15 protein-coding genes and 1 riboswitch are annotated in these 14,196 nt (G+C 56.0%); of the genes, 6 read left to right on the top strand and 9 right to left on the bottom strand.

Going from position 1 to position 14,196, the window contains the following annotated elements; translation table 11 throughout:
• The first annotated feature begins 10 nt into the window (after window positions 1–10).
• From CPAR_RS03125 to CPAR_RS03110, 4 genes are all read left to right on the top strand, one after another.
• On the top strand, window positions 11–1,297 hold the full coding sequence (locus tag CPAR_RS03125; protein WP_012501864.1) for a 3-deoxy-D-manno-octulosonic acid transferase: 1,287 nt from the start codon (window positions 11–13) through the stop codon (window positions 1,295–1,297).
• Window positions 1,298–1,397: 100 nt separating this feature from the next.
• Complete coding sequence (locus tag CPAR_RS03120; protein WP_012501863.1) at window positions 1,398–1,862, top strand: DUF4293 domain-containing protein; 465 nt, start codon at window positions 1,398–1,400, stop codon at window positions 1,860–1,862.
• A gap of 2 nt (window positions 1,863–1,864) precedes the next feature.
• Entirely contained in the window at window positions 1,865–2,869 is a 1,005-nt protein-coding gene (gene pdxA, locus CPAR_RS03115; protein ID WP_012501862.1) for a 4-hydroxythreonine-4-phosphate dehydrogenase PdxA, read from the top strand.
• Between the two features lie 3 nt (window positions 2,870–2,872).
• Complete coding sequence (locus CPAR_RS03110) at window positions 2,873–3,592, top strand: cell division ATP-binding protein FtsE (protein ID WP_012501861.1); 720 nt, start codon at window positions 2,873–2,875, stop codon at window positions 3,590–3,592.
• A 108-nt stretch (window positions 3,593–3,700) separates the two neighbouring features.
• On the opposite strand, the gene CPAR_RS03105 is transcribed toward CPAR_RS03110, so the two are convergent.
• The 5 genes from CPAR_RS03105 to CPAR_RS03085 all read right to left on the bottom strand — a co-directional run bounded on the left by CPAR_RS03105 (window position 3,701) and on the right by CPAR_RS03085 (window position 6,620).
• A complete protein-coding gene (locus tag CPAR_RS03105; RefSeq protein WP_012501860.1) occupies window positions 3,701–4,090 on the bottom strand; it encodes a DUF4878 domain-containing protein in 390 nt (129 codons plus the stop codon).
• A 14-nt stretch (window positions 4,091–4,104) separates the two neighbouring features.
• Window positions 4,105–4,749: a YiiX/YebB-like N1pC/P60 family cysteine hydrolase gene (locus CPAR_RS03100; RefSeq protein WP_012501859.1), complete on the bottom strand. Its 645-nt coding sequence runs from the start codon at window positions 4,747–4,749 to the stop codon at window positions 4,105–4,107.
• A gap of 60 nt (window positions 4,750–4,809) precedes the next feature.
• Entirely contained in the window at window positions 4,810–5,256 is a 447-nt protein-coding gene (locus CPAR_RS03095; protein WP_012501858.1) for a nucleoside deaminase, read from the bottom strand.
• 1 nt (window position 5,257) lies between these two features.
• Complete coding sequence (locus CPAR_RS10950) at window positions 5,258–6,061, bottom strand: cache domain-containing protein (RefSeq protein ID WP_198002630.1); 804 nt, start codon at window positions 6,059–6,061, stop codon at window positions 5,258–5,260.
• A 109-nt stretch (window positions 6,062–6,170) separates the two neighbouring features.
• Window positions 6,171–6,620, bottom strand: a complete 450-nt coding sequence (locus CPAR_RS03085) for a UPF0158 family protein (RefSeq protein ID WP_232203932.1) — start codon at window positions 6,618–6,620, stop codon at window positions 6,171–6,173.
• Between the two features lie 190 nt (window positions 6,621–6,810).
• On the opposite strand from CPAR_RS03085, the gene CPAR_RS11235 reads away from it, so the two are divergent.
• Window positions 6,811–7,353, top strand: a complete 543-nt coding sequence (locus CPAR_RS11235; protein ID WP_232203931.1) for a type II toxin-antitoxin system MqsR family toxin — start codon at window positions 6,811–6,813, stop codon at window positions 7,351–7,353.
• Between the two features lie 19 nt (window positions 7,354–7,372).
• On the top strand, window positions 7,373–7,777 hold the full coding sequence (locus CPAR_RS03075; protein ID WP_012501854.1) for a type II TA system antitoxin MqsA family protein: 405 nt from the start codon (window positions 7,373–7,375) through the stop codon (window positions 7,775–7,777).
• Between the two features lie 258 nt (window positions 7,778–8,035).
• On the opposite strand, the gene CPAR_RS03070 is transcribed toward CPAR_RS03075, so the two are convergent.
• From CPAR_RS03070 to CPAR_RS03050, 4 genes are all read right to left on the bottom strand, one after another.
• Complete coding sequence (locus CPAR_RS03070) at window positions 8,036–8,509, bottom strand: hypothetical protein (protein ID WP_012501853.1); 474 nt, start codon at window positions 8,507–8,509, stop codon at window positions 8,036–8,038.
• Window positions 8,509–8,790 (bottom strand): ECs_2282 family putative zinc-binding protein, encoded by a 282-nt coding sequence (locus CPAR_RS03065; protein ID WP_012501852.1) that lies wholly within the window; start codon window positions 8,788–8,790, stop codon window positions 8,509–8,511. The genes CPAR_RS03070 and CPAR_RS03065 overlap by 1 nt, the downstream gene beginning before the upstream one ends.
• 236 nt (window positions 8,791–9,026) lie before the next feature.
• On the bottom strand, window positions 9,027–12,485 hold the full coding sequence (locus tag CPAR_RS03060; protein WP_012501851.1) for a vitamin B12-dependent ribonucleotide reductase: 3,459 nt from the start codon (window positions 12,483–12,485) through the stop codon (window positions 9,027–9,029).
• Between the two features lie 235 nt (window positions 12,486–12,720).
• Window positions 12,721–12,989: riboswitch (cobalamin riboswitch) on the bottom strand.
• A gap of 180 nt (window positions 12,990–13,169) precedes the next feature.
• Window positions 13,170–14,177 (bottom strand): NAD-dependent epimerase/dehydratase family protein, encoded by a 1,008-nt coding sequence (locus tag CPAR_RS03050; RefSeq protein ID WP_012501849.1) that lies wholly within the window; start codon window positions 14,175–14,177, stop codon window positions 13,170–13,172.
• Window positions 14,178–14,196: the final 19 nt, after the last annotated feature.

Below are 14,196 nucleotides of genomic sequence, written 5' to 3'. Positions count from 1 at the left end.
CAAAAAAATCATGGCTTCACTCGCCCTCGCCGCATACCGGTTTCTCTCTCCGCTTCAACCGCATCTGCTCCGGCTGCTGGCGTCGCGCAAGCCGAGGCTAAAGACCTTTGCCGAGGCGCGCGCAAACCTGTTTGAAGAGCTTCAAACGCGACTGAACGTGTTGCCGGAACCCAAATGCCGCCTCTGGGTTCACGCCTCGTCAGTCGGCGAGTTCGAACAGGCCCGCCCGATCATCGCAGAACTCCGGCAGCAGTTGCCGGATCTGGACGTCGTGGTCTCCTTTTTCTCCGACTCGGGTTATGAGACCCGCAAGCACTACCCCGACGCGGCGGCGGTCTTCTACCTGCCGCTCGACACACCGCAGAACGCGCGGAGGCTGGCCGACATGATCGGCGCGGATATTTTCATGCTGATGCGCTACGACTTCTGGCCGAATCACCTCGAAGCCATCAAGAAAAGCGGCGCGAGAATGATCCTTGCCGCTGCCGCGCTCCCGCCGGGTTCTCCCTATCTGAAGCCCGCCCTCAGTGGCTTTTACCGGGAGATTTTTGCGCTGTTTGACTCTATTTACACCATCGATGGCAACGACCGCGAAACCTTCCAGAACCGGTTTGGCTGCCGGACGGTCTTTACTGCGGGCGATCCTCGATTCGATCAGGTCTTCGAGCGACAGAAAAAAAGCGACGAGCGCGCGGCGCGCCTCACCCCTCTGTTCCGCGACAGACCGGTGCTGGTCGGCGGAAGCACCTGGGAGCCGGACGAAGCGATTCTCGTGCCAGCATGGCTTTTGCTTCGCACGAAACTCAGTCTCGTGCTGGTGCCGCACAAGGTTGATCGGGAGAACATCCAGCGGCTGATGCAGTTCCTCCGGCAGCAAAATATCGACGCCGTGACCATTTCGGAGATGGGCGAAACCTTCGACCCGGCAAAGCAGGTGCTCGTCGTCGATCAGGTCGGCTACCTCGCCGAGTTGTACGCCATCGCATCGATCGCTTACGTAGGCGGCGGCTTCGGCGTGAACGTGCACAACACTATCGAACCGGCCGTGCACGGCATTCCGGTGCTCTTCGGGCCGCGCTACGGCAACTCCCCTGAGGCCGCAGGGCTCATTGACGCCGGAGCGGCCAAGGTTGTCTGCGATGAATCCGAACTCCGGCAAGCGCTTACCACATTCGTCGAAGATGCTACGCAACTGAAAAAGACCGGAGAAAAGGCCGCAGGGTATGTCAATGCCCGACTCGGAGCTACCGTTATTATCACCCGCGACATCGCACAGCATTGCCGGACGAAATCGTGATTTCCGTATATTCAGGCAAATGCCCTGAACCTCAATCCAACTTCTTCCGGCGCGATCTTGAAACGACGCCTGCCGGATCAAGTGCAAACTCTGAACGACTATGTTAAGCAGAATCCAAAGCCTTTATCTTCTGATCGCTGCGCTGCTCGCCTTTTTCAGCATGGCCTTTCCGTTCTGGGTCTTTACGACCAATACCGTCGTGCTGTTCGGCGACTTCACCAGCGTGGATGGCGCGGGAATGATCGTCTCCGCCGGAAGCATTGCGGGCGGCATTCTTTCGCCCCTCACCGGCATCGTGGCACTGGTCACCATTTTTCTGTTCAACAAACGAAAGCTCCAGCAGACGCTCATCGTGCTCTGTTTCGTGCTGTTCGTAGCCGACCTGCTTGCCGGGCTTGTAGGTGGGCACTTCCTGAAACAGTACCTCGAAACGCAATCGACGTCGGTCAGCTTCGCGCCCGGCAGCGGCCTGTTTATGCTGCTTCCCGAACCGATCTTCTTCTGGCTCGCCTCGCTCGGCGTAAAGAAGGATGAGAAAATCGCCACCGCGTACAAGAGGCTCTGAAAATGCGCATCGTTTTTTCAATTGGCGACATCCACGGCATCGGCCCTGAAATCATCCTGAAAAGCGTGCTCGCACTGCCTTCGGGAAAGGACACCTGCGTCGTCGCCGGATCGTTCAAAGCGCTTGAATTTTATCGCGACCGGCTCGACCTGCCGGTGGAATTGCGGCAAATCGGCGGGGCAGATGCTATTGCGACCATCGCGCCTGAACCGGGCGTACTGCACGTGCTGAGCGTTGCCGAGCCGGATACCGTCGAGCCCGGTACACTCTCGAAAACCGCCGGGGAGATTGCGATGCGCTCGCTTGAAACCGCCGCCACGCTCTGTCGTGACGGAGTCTGCGACGCGCTGGTCACCGCGCCGCTGCACAAGGAGGCGATTGCGCTCGCCGGTTATCGCAACACCGGCCACACCGATTTCCTCGCTGATTTCTTCGGCGTCTCGTCGCAAATCATGCTCTTCGTCGATCCGGTCTCCGGCCTCAAGGTCGCGCTGGCCACGATCCACGAAGCGCTCGCGAAAGTGCCGGAGCTGGTGCGGTCGATGGATCTGGACGGCTTTTTCACCACGCTCGCCGGATCGATGCAGCGCGACTTCCGGCTCGAATCGCCGAAGATCGCCGTGCTCGGTCTGAACCCGCACGCCTCGGACGGCGGCGTCATGGGCAACGAAGAGACGACCATCATCCAGCCGGCAATCGAGCGGCTGGCGAGGTCGATGCAGATCGAAGGCCCCTTTCCGGCGGACGGATTTTTCGGCGCGAAACGCTACCTTGATTACGACCTCATCGTCGCCATGTACCATGACCAGGGCTTGCTGCCCTTCAAGGTGCTCGCCTTTGACACGGGCATCAACGTCACGCTCGGCCTGCCCATCGTCCGCACTTCGCCTGACCACGGCACCGGCTTCGACAAAGCGGGCAAGGGCACCGCGTCGGAACGCAGTTTTCTCGAAGCCACACGGCTTGCCGCAACCATCGCAAGGAACAGAACGCAAACTACAGAGTAACCCATGATCGCCTTCATCAACACCGACCTCGACCTCGGAAAGAGGCCCATTTTCAGGAACCTGAATCTCACCATCCAGCCCGGCGAGCTGGTCTATATCGTCGGCCGGAGCGGCAGCGGCAAAACCACGCTGCTCAAATCGCTCTATATGGAAGTCAAGCCGTCAAAAGGCGAAGTCATCGTCAACGGCCTAAGCTCAAGAGGAGTCCGGCGGCGCAAGATCGCCATGCTCCGGCGCAAACTCGGCATCGTATTCCAGGACTTCAGGCTGCTCGAAGACCGCAACGTGTACGACAACCTTGCCTTTGTGCTCAAGGTCACCGGCACCAAACACTCGCTTATCAAGGAGAAGGTGCTGACCGCCCTGAAAGAGGTCGGCCTTGAAAACTCCGCAAAAGAGATGGTGGAAAACCTCTCCGGCGGCGAACAGCAGCGGGTAGCCATCGCACGTGCGCTGGTCGGCAACCCGATCGCTATCATTGCCGATGAACCCACCGGGAACCTCGATCCCGAGACCTCGCTCGAAATCCTCGAATACCTGAAGAAGATCAACGACAGCGGCATCAGCGTCATCATCGGCACTCACGATTACGAGCTTGTGCGCCACCACCCTTCGCGCACGCTCATGATCAGCGACATGAACCTCGTCGAATGTACCATCGAACCTGCGCCCACCGGCACCTGCTGGCGCCCCGTCCCCAAAGCGACAGCGAAGGCGTCGTGAGAATGAGATTCCGCTGAACCGGAAATGCAAAAGGCAGGCCCCCCGGCCTGCCCTGCTGTGCTCTCAAAAAAGTTTTCGTCCTCCTTGGATTGAGGCCGGTTCCGCCGCCTACTTGTTCGGGCCTAACTGAATCTTCCAGTCCCCCTTCTCCTTGATCAGGTCGATCGAACCCTGTTCTGTCGAGCCATCTTTATAGGTCACCGTGTACTCCACCTTTGCGAGATCGCCCGTGATGTTCTCCTTGGTGTCAATGGATTTGATGCCGCCTTTCTGTTCGATTTTCCGGGTTTGAGACGACATGACCGTGGAAAGTTTCGAGCCGAAGGTTTGCTGAACCTGGGCAGAAAACAGCTTTGTCGCCTCTTCAATCTTGCCCGCCTCGACATCATGATAGAAATTCTTGACCACCTTTGACGGCCCCGGTTTGAACAAACCGCATGATGCCAGTAACGCCATCATCATAACCAGCACCGTTGCACGAAGAGATGTCAGCTTCATCTCGCCTCCCTGTTTTATTGTTGTTGTAGAGTTTCAAGCCAGCGGCTGTTCAGCAACCTCGAAATCAGGACATATCGCCCCTGATAGAACGGAATGGTCACCCGTTGCAACACGCCGTCGGTAAGGTCGATCCCGGCCATTTTGTATGCCTGCCAGACCAGTTCCGAGCAATAGAGGCGTCGAGCATTGGAGGCATCGAGGTCGTAGTCGTAACATACCTGTTTTTTCCAAAAGGCGAGCGCCTGGCTGGCAGCACGCTGCGCAACTGCGCGATGCTTGCCGGACAAGCGGCATACGGCAAAACCGGAAGCATTGGCGGGCGACAGGAAAAGAGAAAGAGGTTCCATTCGCACGGAATCGTCATCACCACGCCCTTCATCGGGAAGAATATGGATCACATAGGTCTGCCCGTCCTGTTTGCAGATAATCCCGACATGGGAGAACCGGGATGCTTGGTCAACCGAAACGACAAAATCGCTCACCAATCCCACGCCACGGCGAAAAATCATGTCACCGTTTTCAACCGCTTGCTCATCGATGTGCAAGGCAAGGGCGTTCGGCGCTGGCTCCTCTTTCGCCGACCCGTTCATCACCGCCATGACGATCAGGATCATCACCACCGGCACCAACGCCTGCAAGCTTCTCTTGAACCAAGTCATGAAAACGCTCCACTTGGCGTTCTGAAGCGGACGCAATGCCCTGCCGCTCTCATCAGTTTTTCACTCATTACCGGCAATATCCTCATCCCACAAATCGGGGCGTTCGGCTATGAAGGTGTCCATCAGGGCACGGCACCCTTCGTCGTCAAGAAGCGTGACTTCGACGCCATGCTCGCGGAGGAATTCGGCGTTGCCCTTGAAGTTCCTGTCCTCCCCGACAACGACCCGCCCGATGCCGAATTGCACGATTGCACCCGCGCACATCATGCAGGGCGAAAGCGTTGTGTAGAGCGTCACGGTGTCGTACCGGGCGCGGCGGCCCGCTTTCCGAATGCAGTCCATCTCGCCGTGCGCAATCGGGTCGGCGTTCTGCACGCGCTGGTTATGGCCGGCGGCGATGAGCTTGCCATTTTCAACCATCACCGCCCCGACCGGCACGCCGCCCTCTTCATAGCTTTTCCTCGCCTGTTCGAGGGCCAGCGCCATAAACTCCCGATCTCTGTCCATCTTACTTGACCTCTTGGGCCTCTTGGGCCTCTTGGGCGATGAAGAAGTACCAGCCGAGAACCGGAGATTTCCGGAAAATCGAGGTCATGTTCTTGCCGTTGAGTGAATAGTCGAAAACCCCCTGCTCCTTGCCCATCACCTTCTTGAAATCATCGCCGAGGCTTTCGTCATTACCGACTTCGGAAACCGTTTTGAACAGCCGCGCCTGATAGCGGTGCAACGTGACTTTGGTGTTGGCATCGAGCGCATAGAAGTAGGTGTTGTCCGGCAGAGTCATGCGGGATTCGACAAGCTCGGCAAGCTTGACCGCATCGACCGAAACGCCAATCGCCGCGACGAGCTTGCCTTCAGCAGAGAACACCGGCGTAGCAACGATGATCGAGCGCTGGCCGATCGATTTGCTGATTACCAGCTCACCGAGTACCTCCTTGCCGGCCTTGAGTGTCGGGAAATAGGCGCGGTCACTGAGATTCTGATCGGTCAGTCCACCTTTTGCGGTGGAGAAGTAACGACCGTCGGGCATCATGTACCACACCGCAGCATCGGTCGGCAGATCCTGGCTGAAACGTGCAAGCAGCGGCCAAACCATGTCCCACCTGCCCGACATCGCCTCGATGCTCTCGGCAACGACCTTTTCGGTTCGCAGAATGCCTCCCAGATGCTCTTCGAGCAGTCCCATGTAAGCACCAAGAGCAACCTCCGGCTCAAGCTTGACCGGAACCGGCTCGGTTTTCGCCTCGGCGCGAACCGTCAGCAAACACAGCGCCAGCACGGCAGACATCAGGATTGAAATAAATCTGGACATGCGAAACCCCCTTTCTGGTTGTGTGTTGAACACCATGAACATCAAAACATCGAAAAAGCAGAAACCGGCAACTCCGCCACACAAGCCGAGCTGCTGCTCAGTGGTTTCTTCAAAGTTCAGAATATCCGGGGTAAGAATCAAGCTCGTGCTTTTCAAGCCACTCGATAGCAATGGGCCGCAACGCCTCTTTACGAAACGCCGACCACGCCTCTTCGACGCCGTATTCATGCACCGTATGCCTGATGCGCATCGACGCGCCCCGCCCCTGCATGCTCCGCAGCAGACCACGCCGCAGCGGGTCGTCGTCAACCGTCTCGCAAAACTGCTGCATGATCGAATAGTCATCGACTTCGAACTGATCCGGCAACTCGCGGTAATCGCTTGAACGCAGCACCTCTTGCGCCATCGCATTCTCAGGGGAGCCATTCGCCGCCGCGTCCAGGTCGTCAACCGACAGCATCACGACCCGACCTGTCCGAACATTCAAAAAACCCCTGACCTCATCGTCGATTGCATGTATTCCCTCGATGACATCTTTTAGCCGAATGATCGGAGTCATGTTCGTTCCCATTGTAGAATAATTGGTGTCTTTAAGCGATGCTACCAAGCTGACGAATCGAGGGCTTCATCGAGAGGTTTCCGTCTCCACTTCTGCACGAACGGTCTAAAGACAGAGGGCCAGCACGGCAGAAATCAAGATTGAAATAAAATCTGGACATGCCCCCCTTTCTAGTTGTGTGTTGAACACCATGAACATCAAGACTTCAAAAATGCAGGAACCGGCAACTCCGCCACAAAAGCCGAGCTGCGGTTCAGTAGTTTATTCAAAGTTCAGAATATCCGGGGTGAGAATCAAGGGAGTGGAAACAAATAGTACCCTGCAAGCTCAAAACGATTCGGCTCGGCTGCGCAGCTCACCTTACATCAATTTGGATATTTTTATCAAATTGATTACAGTATCTCCAAGAACAAACCCCTGGTTCATGGAGAAAAGAAAACCTCATTATCAACTTGAGAAGGTTCAAGGAATAGTCGCTGACAGAAATTCACGGCCATTTACGATGACGGCGTTGAGAGGTGGTTTGGCATTGGGATTGACGGAGCCCGTTATGCGAGAAGTTGTGCTTGCGCTCCGGAGAGTCGACTTTTACAAGTCGATGACAACTCATCGAGACCATCAGCTTTGGCAGGATGTATATCACGGAATGACACCCGATGGAGTTCCGGTTTATATCAAAATAACCGGCTTTGACGATGACCGCCCGCCGGTGATCCAGTTCAAGGCCAAATGAAATTGAAACAAAGGTGATTATGAATACGAAGAAATGTCCCTCATGCGGTCACAGCGGTATGATCGACAAGGTTTTGGAGGAAACGCTCACGTATGGCGGTAAATCGATGACGCTGCATGATATGCACGGCCAGTTCTGCCCGGAGTGTGGCGAAGGGATTTGGGATGAAGAGAGTTACCGGCGCTACACAGAGGCTCAGGAGGGGCTGGTACGAGCAATCAAAGGCGACCCGGCAGCAGACATCCGGCGAATCCGCAGAAAACTGAAACTGACACAGGCGCAACTCGCCATATCGTTCGGCGTCGGCAAGGTCGCGTTTTCACGTTACGAGCGTGGAGAAACCAAACCTCCCGCACCACTGCTCAAGTTGCTGAAACTCATCGACCGGCATCCGGATTTGCTAGCGGAGATTGAGAAGATGTGATGGGCGGAAAATTCTTTGACGGGGAAATCCAGACAGGTCGGAATGGCATATTGAGCTGAAGCCGAAACGGAGCGGATATCGCTCCCGAATCTCTCTACGAAAAACTCCTGCAGAAAGAACAAAACCAGGAATCTGTCGTTCAGCGATAGATTGTGAGTTTTCTTGGGAACACCATGCTCCAGCTTGGCACATTGAGCCGAAGGCTCAACGGTAGAATTTTCAGCAACGGAACCATCACCCATAGTAATTGGGCGTTATTTATAACGTTGGATATACAATTTTCTCATTCATACCTTTAAAATCATCATCCCAACGAAGCCTTATCATATGCTTACCTTTTGTATCCATACTAACAGCCGCCATAATTTCTACTGACTGGTAAGTATCAAGCCTTTCCAATGGAAACTTCCTAATAATATCAGACTCCATAAAACAATCATTACCTTCCGGAAAGTCTATCAAGACATTTTTCGCTGTAGCCTTACCCTTATTCCATATTTTTAAGCGATAGTTATTACTACCAATTTTAATAATAGTAGCGCCCAGGTCAGCTTTTCTCTCAGCAGCCGAATCAGCATCCTCTTTTTCAAGAAGACGCTGATTAAGCTTCTCCTGACTTTCTAAAAGAGATTTTTGTTTCTTATTAAACATTATACTTTGCCAAGTAGCATAACCAGACAAAAGCAATGCTAATCCAGCAATTACATCGCCAACATCTGCAGAGAACGCCATTATTTAATCCTTATATATTTACTACCACTAAATGCTTTTTTTAAAGACCTACTGAATTCATCAACAATATCCTCAGTAAGTTCTTTCTTTATCTCAGACAAATGCTCATCAATATTCTCGCCATTTTCCCTGATTAGTTCATCCTTTGTAAATATTCTATTACATGAAGCACACATCATCATCTCAATACTTTCCTCCACACCTTCTCGATAAGAAAAATCCGTACAGCCACACGTAGGACATAGCAAGCTGACCTCTCTATTATATTTATCCATGTTCATTTTCATAATATTTATAAGTTAAAACATTTCTCGCATTATACGTTTCACACATATTTCATTAAACATCAGTAGGACTGATGAAATCATGCAATAAACTGATCTCACTCAAACTATTATAACCAATTTAAGCACAACGCAGGGATGCCCTTGTACTCGAAACGTATATCCAACAATCAAATCCCCCCAAAAAAGCGCCGGGCTGGCACCCGGCGCTTTCAGAGTCAATCAATCCAATCTCACGAACAACCAGTCGTCATTCCGCAATCCTCGCACACCTTGCATGTGCCGTTCTGCTTTACTCGTACCGATCCACAATTTTCGCACTGCTCGCCGGTGTAGCCTTGCACTTTGGCCTGGGCGGCCTGGCTTCTCAAAACGCTGTTGTCATCTGCGTGAGCTTTGGCTGTGTGAACAGCAAGTTCCGCCTCTGAGTCTTTGGCTTTGTGCGCCTTGCCGTTTCCATTACCATTGCCATTCGTCGTCACCTCCGGCACCTCATCGACCGCCTTCACGTGCACAAAATCCTTGCGTCCGAGGTAGTCGTAGCCGATGGAGCGGAAAACGTAGTCGAGAATCGAGGTCGAGTTCTTGATGGCGTTGTGTCCCTGCACCGCGCCCGCAGGCTCGAAGCGGGTAAAGGTGAAGCTGTCCACCAGCTCTTCGAGCGGCATTCCGTACTGGAGCGCCTTGGAGGCGAGCACGGCGAAGCAGTTGAGCAAGCCCTTGAACGACGCGCCCTCCTTGTACATGTCGATGAACACCTCGCCCAGCGAGCCATCTTCGTACTCGCCGGTTCTGAGGAACACCTTGTGGCCACCGACGTACGCCTCGCGGATGTACCCCTTGCGGCGCTTCGGCAGCATCCGGCGCTCGGAGCGGTGATAAACCCGCTCGACGATGCGCTCCTGCACCTCCTTCGGGCCTTTGGTCTCGTCCAGCTCCTCCTCGGTGCCGAGCATGACCACCTCGTCGAGGTCGGCAATGGAGGAGATGTTGAGCGGCTGCGAAAGCTTGGAGCCGTCGCGGTAGATGGTGATCGCCTTGACCATCGACTGCCATGCGGCTTCGTACACGTCGCCGATTTCAGCGGTGGTAGCGCTGGCGGGCATGTTGACCGTCTTGGAGATCGCGCCGGAGATGAAGGGCTGCACGGCACTCATCATGTGCACGTGCGCCATGTGGTTGATGTAGCGCTCGCCCTTTCGTCCGCAGGTGCTGGCGCAGTCGAACACCGGCAGGTGCTCCGCTTTCAGGTGCGGCGCGCCCTCGATCATCATGGTGCCGCAGACGTAATCGTTGGCCGCCTCGATGTCCTCATCGCTCGCGCCGAGTTCGCTCAGCATGTCGAAGCCGGGGTCGTTGAGCTGCTCTTCGGTGAAGCCGAGGGAGTGGCAGAACTCGTCGCCGATAATCCATTTGTTGAAGGCGAAACGGATGTCGAAGACGCTTTCGAGCTGCTTCTCGACCGCCTCGATCTTTTCGTCGGTAAAGCCGCGGCTCTTGAGCCACTGCTGGTTGATGCCGGGGCAGCCGCGCAGGGTGCCGTGGCCTTTGCAGTACTTCTCGATCTCCTCGATCTGCGTATCCGAGTAGCCGAGGCGGGCAAGCGCCTTGTGCACCGACTGGTTGACGATCTTGAAGTAGCCGCCGCCCGCAAGCTTCTTGAACTTGACGATGGCGAACTCCGGCTCGATGCCCGTGGTATCGCAATCCATGACGAGGCCAATGGTGCCGGTCGGTGCGATGACGCTTACCTGCGCGTTGCGGAAACCGTACTTCTTACCACGTTTGAGCGCTTCGTCCCACACCTTTCCAGCCGCCGTAAACAGCTCTTTCGGGCAGTATTCGGAGTCGATGCCGCGCGGTTTGACCACCAGCCCTTCGTACTCCTCCTCAGCACTGTTGTGCGCTGCGCGGCGGTGGTTGCGGATGACGCGCAACATTTCGTTGCTGTTCTCGCGGTAGCGGGCGAACGCGCCGTGGTCCTTCGCCAAATCGGCGGAGGTGACGTAAGCCTGGCCGGTCATGAGCGCTGCGATGCCGCCAGCGATGGCCAGCGCGCGTGGCGAGTCGTACGGAATGCCGAGCACCATCAGGATGCGGCCGAGGTTCGCGAAGCCGAGGCCGAGCGTGCGGAACTCGTAGCTCAGGCGGGCGATGTCTTCGGACGGGAAGTGGGCCATCAGCACTGAAATTTCAAGCACCACCGTCCAGAGCGCTGAAGCGTGCTGGAGCTCGGTGATCTTGATCTTGCCCGACTCCTCGTCGAGGAAGTGCGCAAGGTTGAGGCTGGCGAGGTTGCAGGCGGTGTCGTCGAGGAACATGTACTCCGAGCAGGGGTTGCTCGCGTTGATGCGGCCGCTCACCGGGCAGGTGTGCCACTCGTTGATGGTCGAGTCGAACTGCAAGCCGGGGTCGGCGCACTTCCAGGCGCTCATCACGATCTTTTCCCACAGGTCTTTGGCGCGCACGGCACGGGCATCCTTGCCGGTGGTGCGCTCGCGAAGCACCCACATTTCGTCGTTCTGCACTGCCTTCATGAACTCGTTGGTCACGCGGACGCTGTTGTTGGAGTTCTGGCCGCCGACGGTCTGGTAGGCCTCGGACTCGTAATGCGTGTCGTACTCTTCGAAATCGAGGGTCGTGTAACCCTGCTCGACCAGCGCCAGCACGCGCAGAATGTAGCTCATCGGCACGCCACGATGCAGGGCGTTCTTGATGAGCGTGTTGAGCATCTCGTTCTCCTGACGGTCGGTGCCGCCCTTGAGCGCCTCGTCCACGATCGCTTTCAGGAAGCGCGAACAGATTTTGGAACCGGCCACCATCGAGGCCACCTTGTCCTCCTCCTTGGCCTTCCACTCGATGAACTTTTCAACATCCGGATGATCGATGTCGATGATAACCATCTTGGCCGCCCGCCGCGTGGTGCCGCCCGATTTGATAGCGCCTGCCGCCGAATCGAAAATTTTCAGGAAGCTCATCAAACCCGACGAACTGCCGCCGCCGCTGAGCTTTTCGCCCGAGCCGCGAAGGTTGGAGTAGTTGGTGCCCGAGCCACTGCCGAACTTGAAGACGCGAGCCTCGCGCACGGCCAGGTCGAAAATGCCACCCTCGTTGACCAGATCGTCCTTGACCGACTGGATGAAACAGGCGTGCGCCTGCGGGCGGCTGTAGGCATCTTCCGACTCGCGGGTTTCGCCCGTCTCCGGATCGACGTAGAAGTGCCCCTGCGCCGGGCCGTTGATGCCGTAAGCGAACTGGAGGCCGGTGTTGAACCACTGCGGCGAGTTCGGCGCAGCCATCTGCGCCAGCAGCATGTAGACTACCTCGTCGTAAAATGCCTGTGCATCCTCGTCGGAGTCAAAATAGTTGTGCTTCTTGCCCCAATCCTGCCAGCAGCCGACCAGACGATGCGCCACCTGCTTGATGGAGTTCTCACTGCCGGTCACCGGACGGCCATCCTCGCCGATCATGAGGTTTCCCTCGCCATCACGCTGAGGAACGCCGGTTTTCCGGAAATACTTCTGCGCAAGAATGTCGGCGGCAACCTGCGACCACGAAACCGGCACTTCGACATCGTTCATCTCGAAGACCTTCGAACCGTCCGGGTTGCGAAGCACCGAAGTTCTCAGGGTGTAGTCGAAACGATCATAGACATTTTCACCTGGGGAGGTGAACAGGCGGGCGATTTTCATGAAAGGTCTCCAGAATCGATAATGGGTTGATGTTAGGTAAATCCTTCAGATTCCGTGATTTACCCTTATCCGGCACAGGCTCGGGGCGTAGAAGTGCCAGACAACAAGCAGATAGTTTGCAATATAATCACCTTGCCGAACAGAGGAAACAGACCAGGCAATCGAGTGCAAAAAGATCACGGAAAAAAAGGACACGATCATTGACAGGTTCGCCAGGCTCTCTTCCCGAAGCCGATCGGCGCCTTTCATCCCGGCAGGTTTCCTGACTCCGACGGCCGCGTCGCTCGCACAACGCTTGTCAGTGCATCATCCTTCCCAAGCTCTCCCCGTGGCAATCAGAGGTCGGCGCAGTGGACAAGCACAAACCGCAAGAGTCGACCGGGCAGAGCGCCCATATCGCCTTACGGCATACCATCTTACAGTTGCGGGTACAGTGTGCGATTCTCACGCACTTCCCTTTTACCCGGATGAAAAACATCCGGCACCGGAACGTCAAAAGAACTCTTCAATGGTAACGATTTTTTGGAATGCTGGCAACGCCTGGACACGATTTTCCGGCTCCTGGACGCACAGGTTAACGGGGGTAAACCCGTGCAATGCCCAGAGCAAAACGGTTTGCGGGCGACGGGGAAATGGAATTTTTTTTCGGATGAAACAAAGCCGCTTACCGGCACTCCGGATGCTCTATTTCATCTTCCACAGTGACGGATCGACCGTCACCAGCCAGTCGAGCGTGCGGCGAATGCCCTCGTCCTGTGGCACGAGACTTTGCCAGCCAAGCATTTTGCGGGATTTCGACACATCGGCCAGCGCGCGCGAGGCGAGCACATCGACTGCCTGCCGGGTCAGCAGCGGGCGCGTTTCGCTTCCGAATATCCGGTAGGCCGTTTCCATCATCCAGGCAAGATTCCGCACCAGGCCGAACGGCAGATACAACGACGGCGACGGCGAGCCAATCGCCTTGGCGACACGCTGGCACACCTCCTCGAAGGTAATCGGTTCGCCGTCGCAGGCCATGAACGCCTCCCCATCGGCCTCGGGACGAGTGGCGGCAAGCAGGATCAGCTCGACAAGGTTATCGATATAAACCAGACTGATCGGCGAATTCCGAGACCAGTAGAACATCTGCCGTTTGCGTATGCTGTCGGCCAGCAAAGGGAAAAGGGTGCGATCTCCGGGCCCGTAAACCCAGACAGGGTAGAGAATGCTCGCTGAAAGTCCACGCTTCATCGCCGCCCAAACCTCGTTGCTTCCACCGATTTTTGTATCGGGATAGGATTGCCTTCGCGGCATGCAGGGCGTCTCTTCATCGATACGGCCGAGCAGGTGGTGGTCGAAGCACTCGAACGAGCTGATGTGCACCAGCCGCCCAACCCCGTGCCGTAGCGACGACTCGCACACGTTGCGCGTGCCGCCGACGTTGATGTCGATGAAATCCTGCATCGGCCCCCAGTCGGAAGTCAGCGCCGCTGCGTGCAGCACAAGATCACAACCTTGCACGGCAGTATCGACCGCGTCGGCATCGCGCACATCGCCCGTCACCACCTCGACGCCGGAAGTGCGCAACGGCTCGATGCAGGAGTTTCCCTTCCGCACCAGCGCCTTGACGCGATACCCGTCCTTCAGGCAACGCTTTACCAGATGCGAACCGATAAACCCCGACGCGCCTGTGATAAGGACTGTTTTGCTCATAAAGCTATAATCCTGCTTG

The sequence above is a fragment of the Chlorobaculum parvum NCIB 8327 genome (assembly GCF_000020505.1).
Lineage (GTDB): Bacteria > Bacteroidota > Chlorobiia > Chlorobiales > Chlorobiaceae > Chlorobaculum > Chlorobaculum parvum_A.
Note: the sequence above shows the minus strand (reverse complement) of the source record. Positions and strands in the feature narration are given on the sequence as shown.

Excerpts from the sequence above, each read along its gene's own strand:
- CPAR_RS03100 (WP_012501859.1), bottom strand. The coding sequence starts at position 4,749 with ATGACTTGGTTCAAGAGAAGCTTGCAGGCGTTGGTGCCGGTGGTGATG.
- CPAR_RS03050 (WP_012501849.1), bottom strand. The coding sequence starts at position 14,177 with ATGAGCAAAACAGTCCTTATCACAGGCGCGTCGGGGTTTATCGGTTCG.
- CPAR_RS03125 (WP_012501864.1), top strand. The coding sequence starts at position 11 with ATGGCTTCACTCGCCCTCGCCGCATACCGGTTTCTCTCTCCGCTTCAA.
- CPAR_RS03105 (WP_012501860.1), bottom strand. The coding sequence starts at position 4,090 with ATGAAGCTGACATCTCTTCGTGCAACGGTGCTGGTTATGATGATGGCG.
- pdxA (WP_012501862.1), top strand. The coding sequence starts at position 1,865 with ATGCGCATCGTTTTTTCAATTGGCGACATCCACGGCATCGGCCCTGAA.
- CPAR_RS03060 (WP_012501851.1), bottom strand. The coding sequence starts at position 12,485 with ATGAAAATCGCCCGCCTGTTCACCTCCCCAGGTGAAAATGTCTATGAT.
- CPAR_RS03085 (WP_232203932.1), bottom strand. The coding sequence starts at position 6,620 with ATGACTCCGATCATTCGGCTAAAAGATGTCATCGAGGGAATACATGCA.
- CPAR_RS03075 (WP_012501854.1), top strand. The coding sequence starts at position 7,373 with ATGAATACGAAGAAATGTCCCTCATGCGGTCACAGCGGTATGATCGAC.
- CPAR_RS10950 (WP_198002630.1), bottom strand. The coding sequence starts at position 6,061 with ATGTCCAGATTTATTTCAATCCTGATGTCTGCCGTGCTGGCGCTGTGT.
- CPAR_RS03065 (WP_012501852.1), bottom strand. The coding sequence starts at position 8,790 with ATGAACATGGATAAATATAATAGAGAGGTCAGCTTGCTATGTCCTACG.
- CPAR_RS03070 (WP_012501853.1), bottom strand. The coding sequence starts at position 8,509 with ATGGCGTTCTCTGCAGATGTTGGCGATGTAATTGCTGGATTAGCATTG.
- CPAR_RS03110 (WP_012501861.1), top strand. The coding sequence starts at position 2,873 with ATGATCGCCTTCATCAACACCGACCTCGACCTCGGAAAGAGGCCCATT.
- CPAR_RS11235 (WP_232203931.1), top strand. The coding sequence starts at position 6,811 with ATGAACATCAAGACTTCAAAAATGCAGGAACCGGCAACTCCGCCACAA.
- CPAR_RS03095 (WP_012501858.1), bottom strand. The coding sequence starts at position 5,256 with ATGGACAGAGATCGGGAGTTTATGGCGCTGGCCCTCGAACAGGCGAGG.
- CPAR_RS03120 (WP_012501863.1), top strand. The coding sequence starts at position 1,398 with ATGTTAAGCAGAATCCAAAGCCTTTATCTTCTGATCGCTGCGCTGCTC.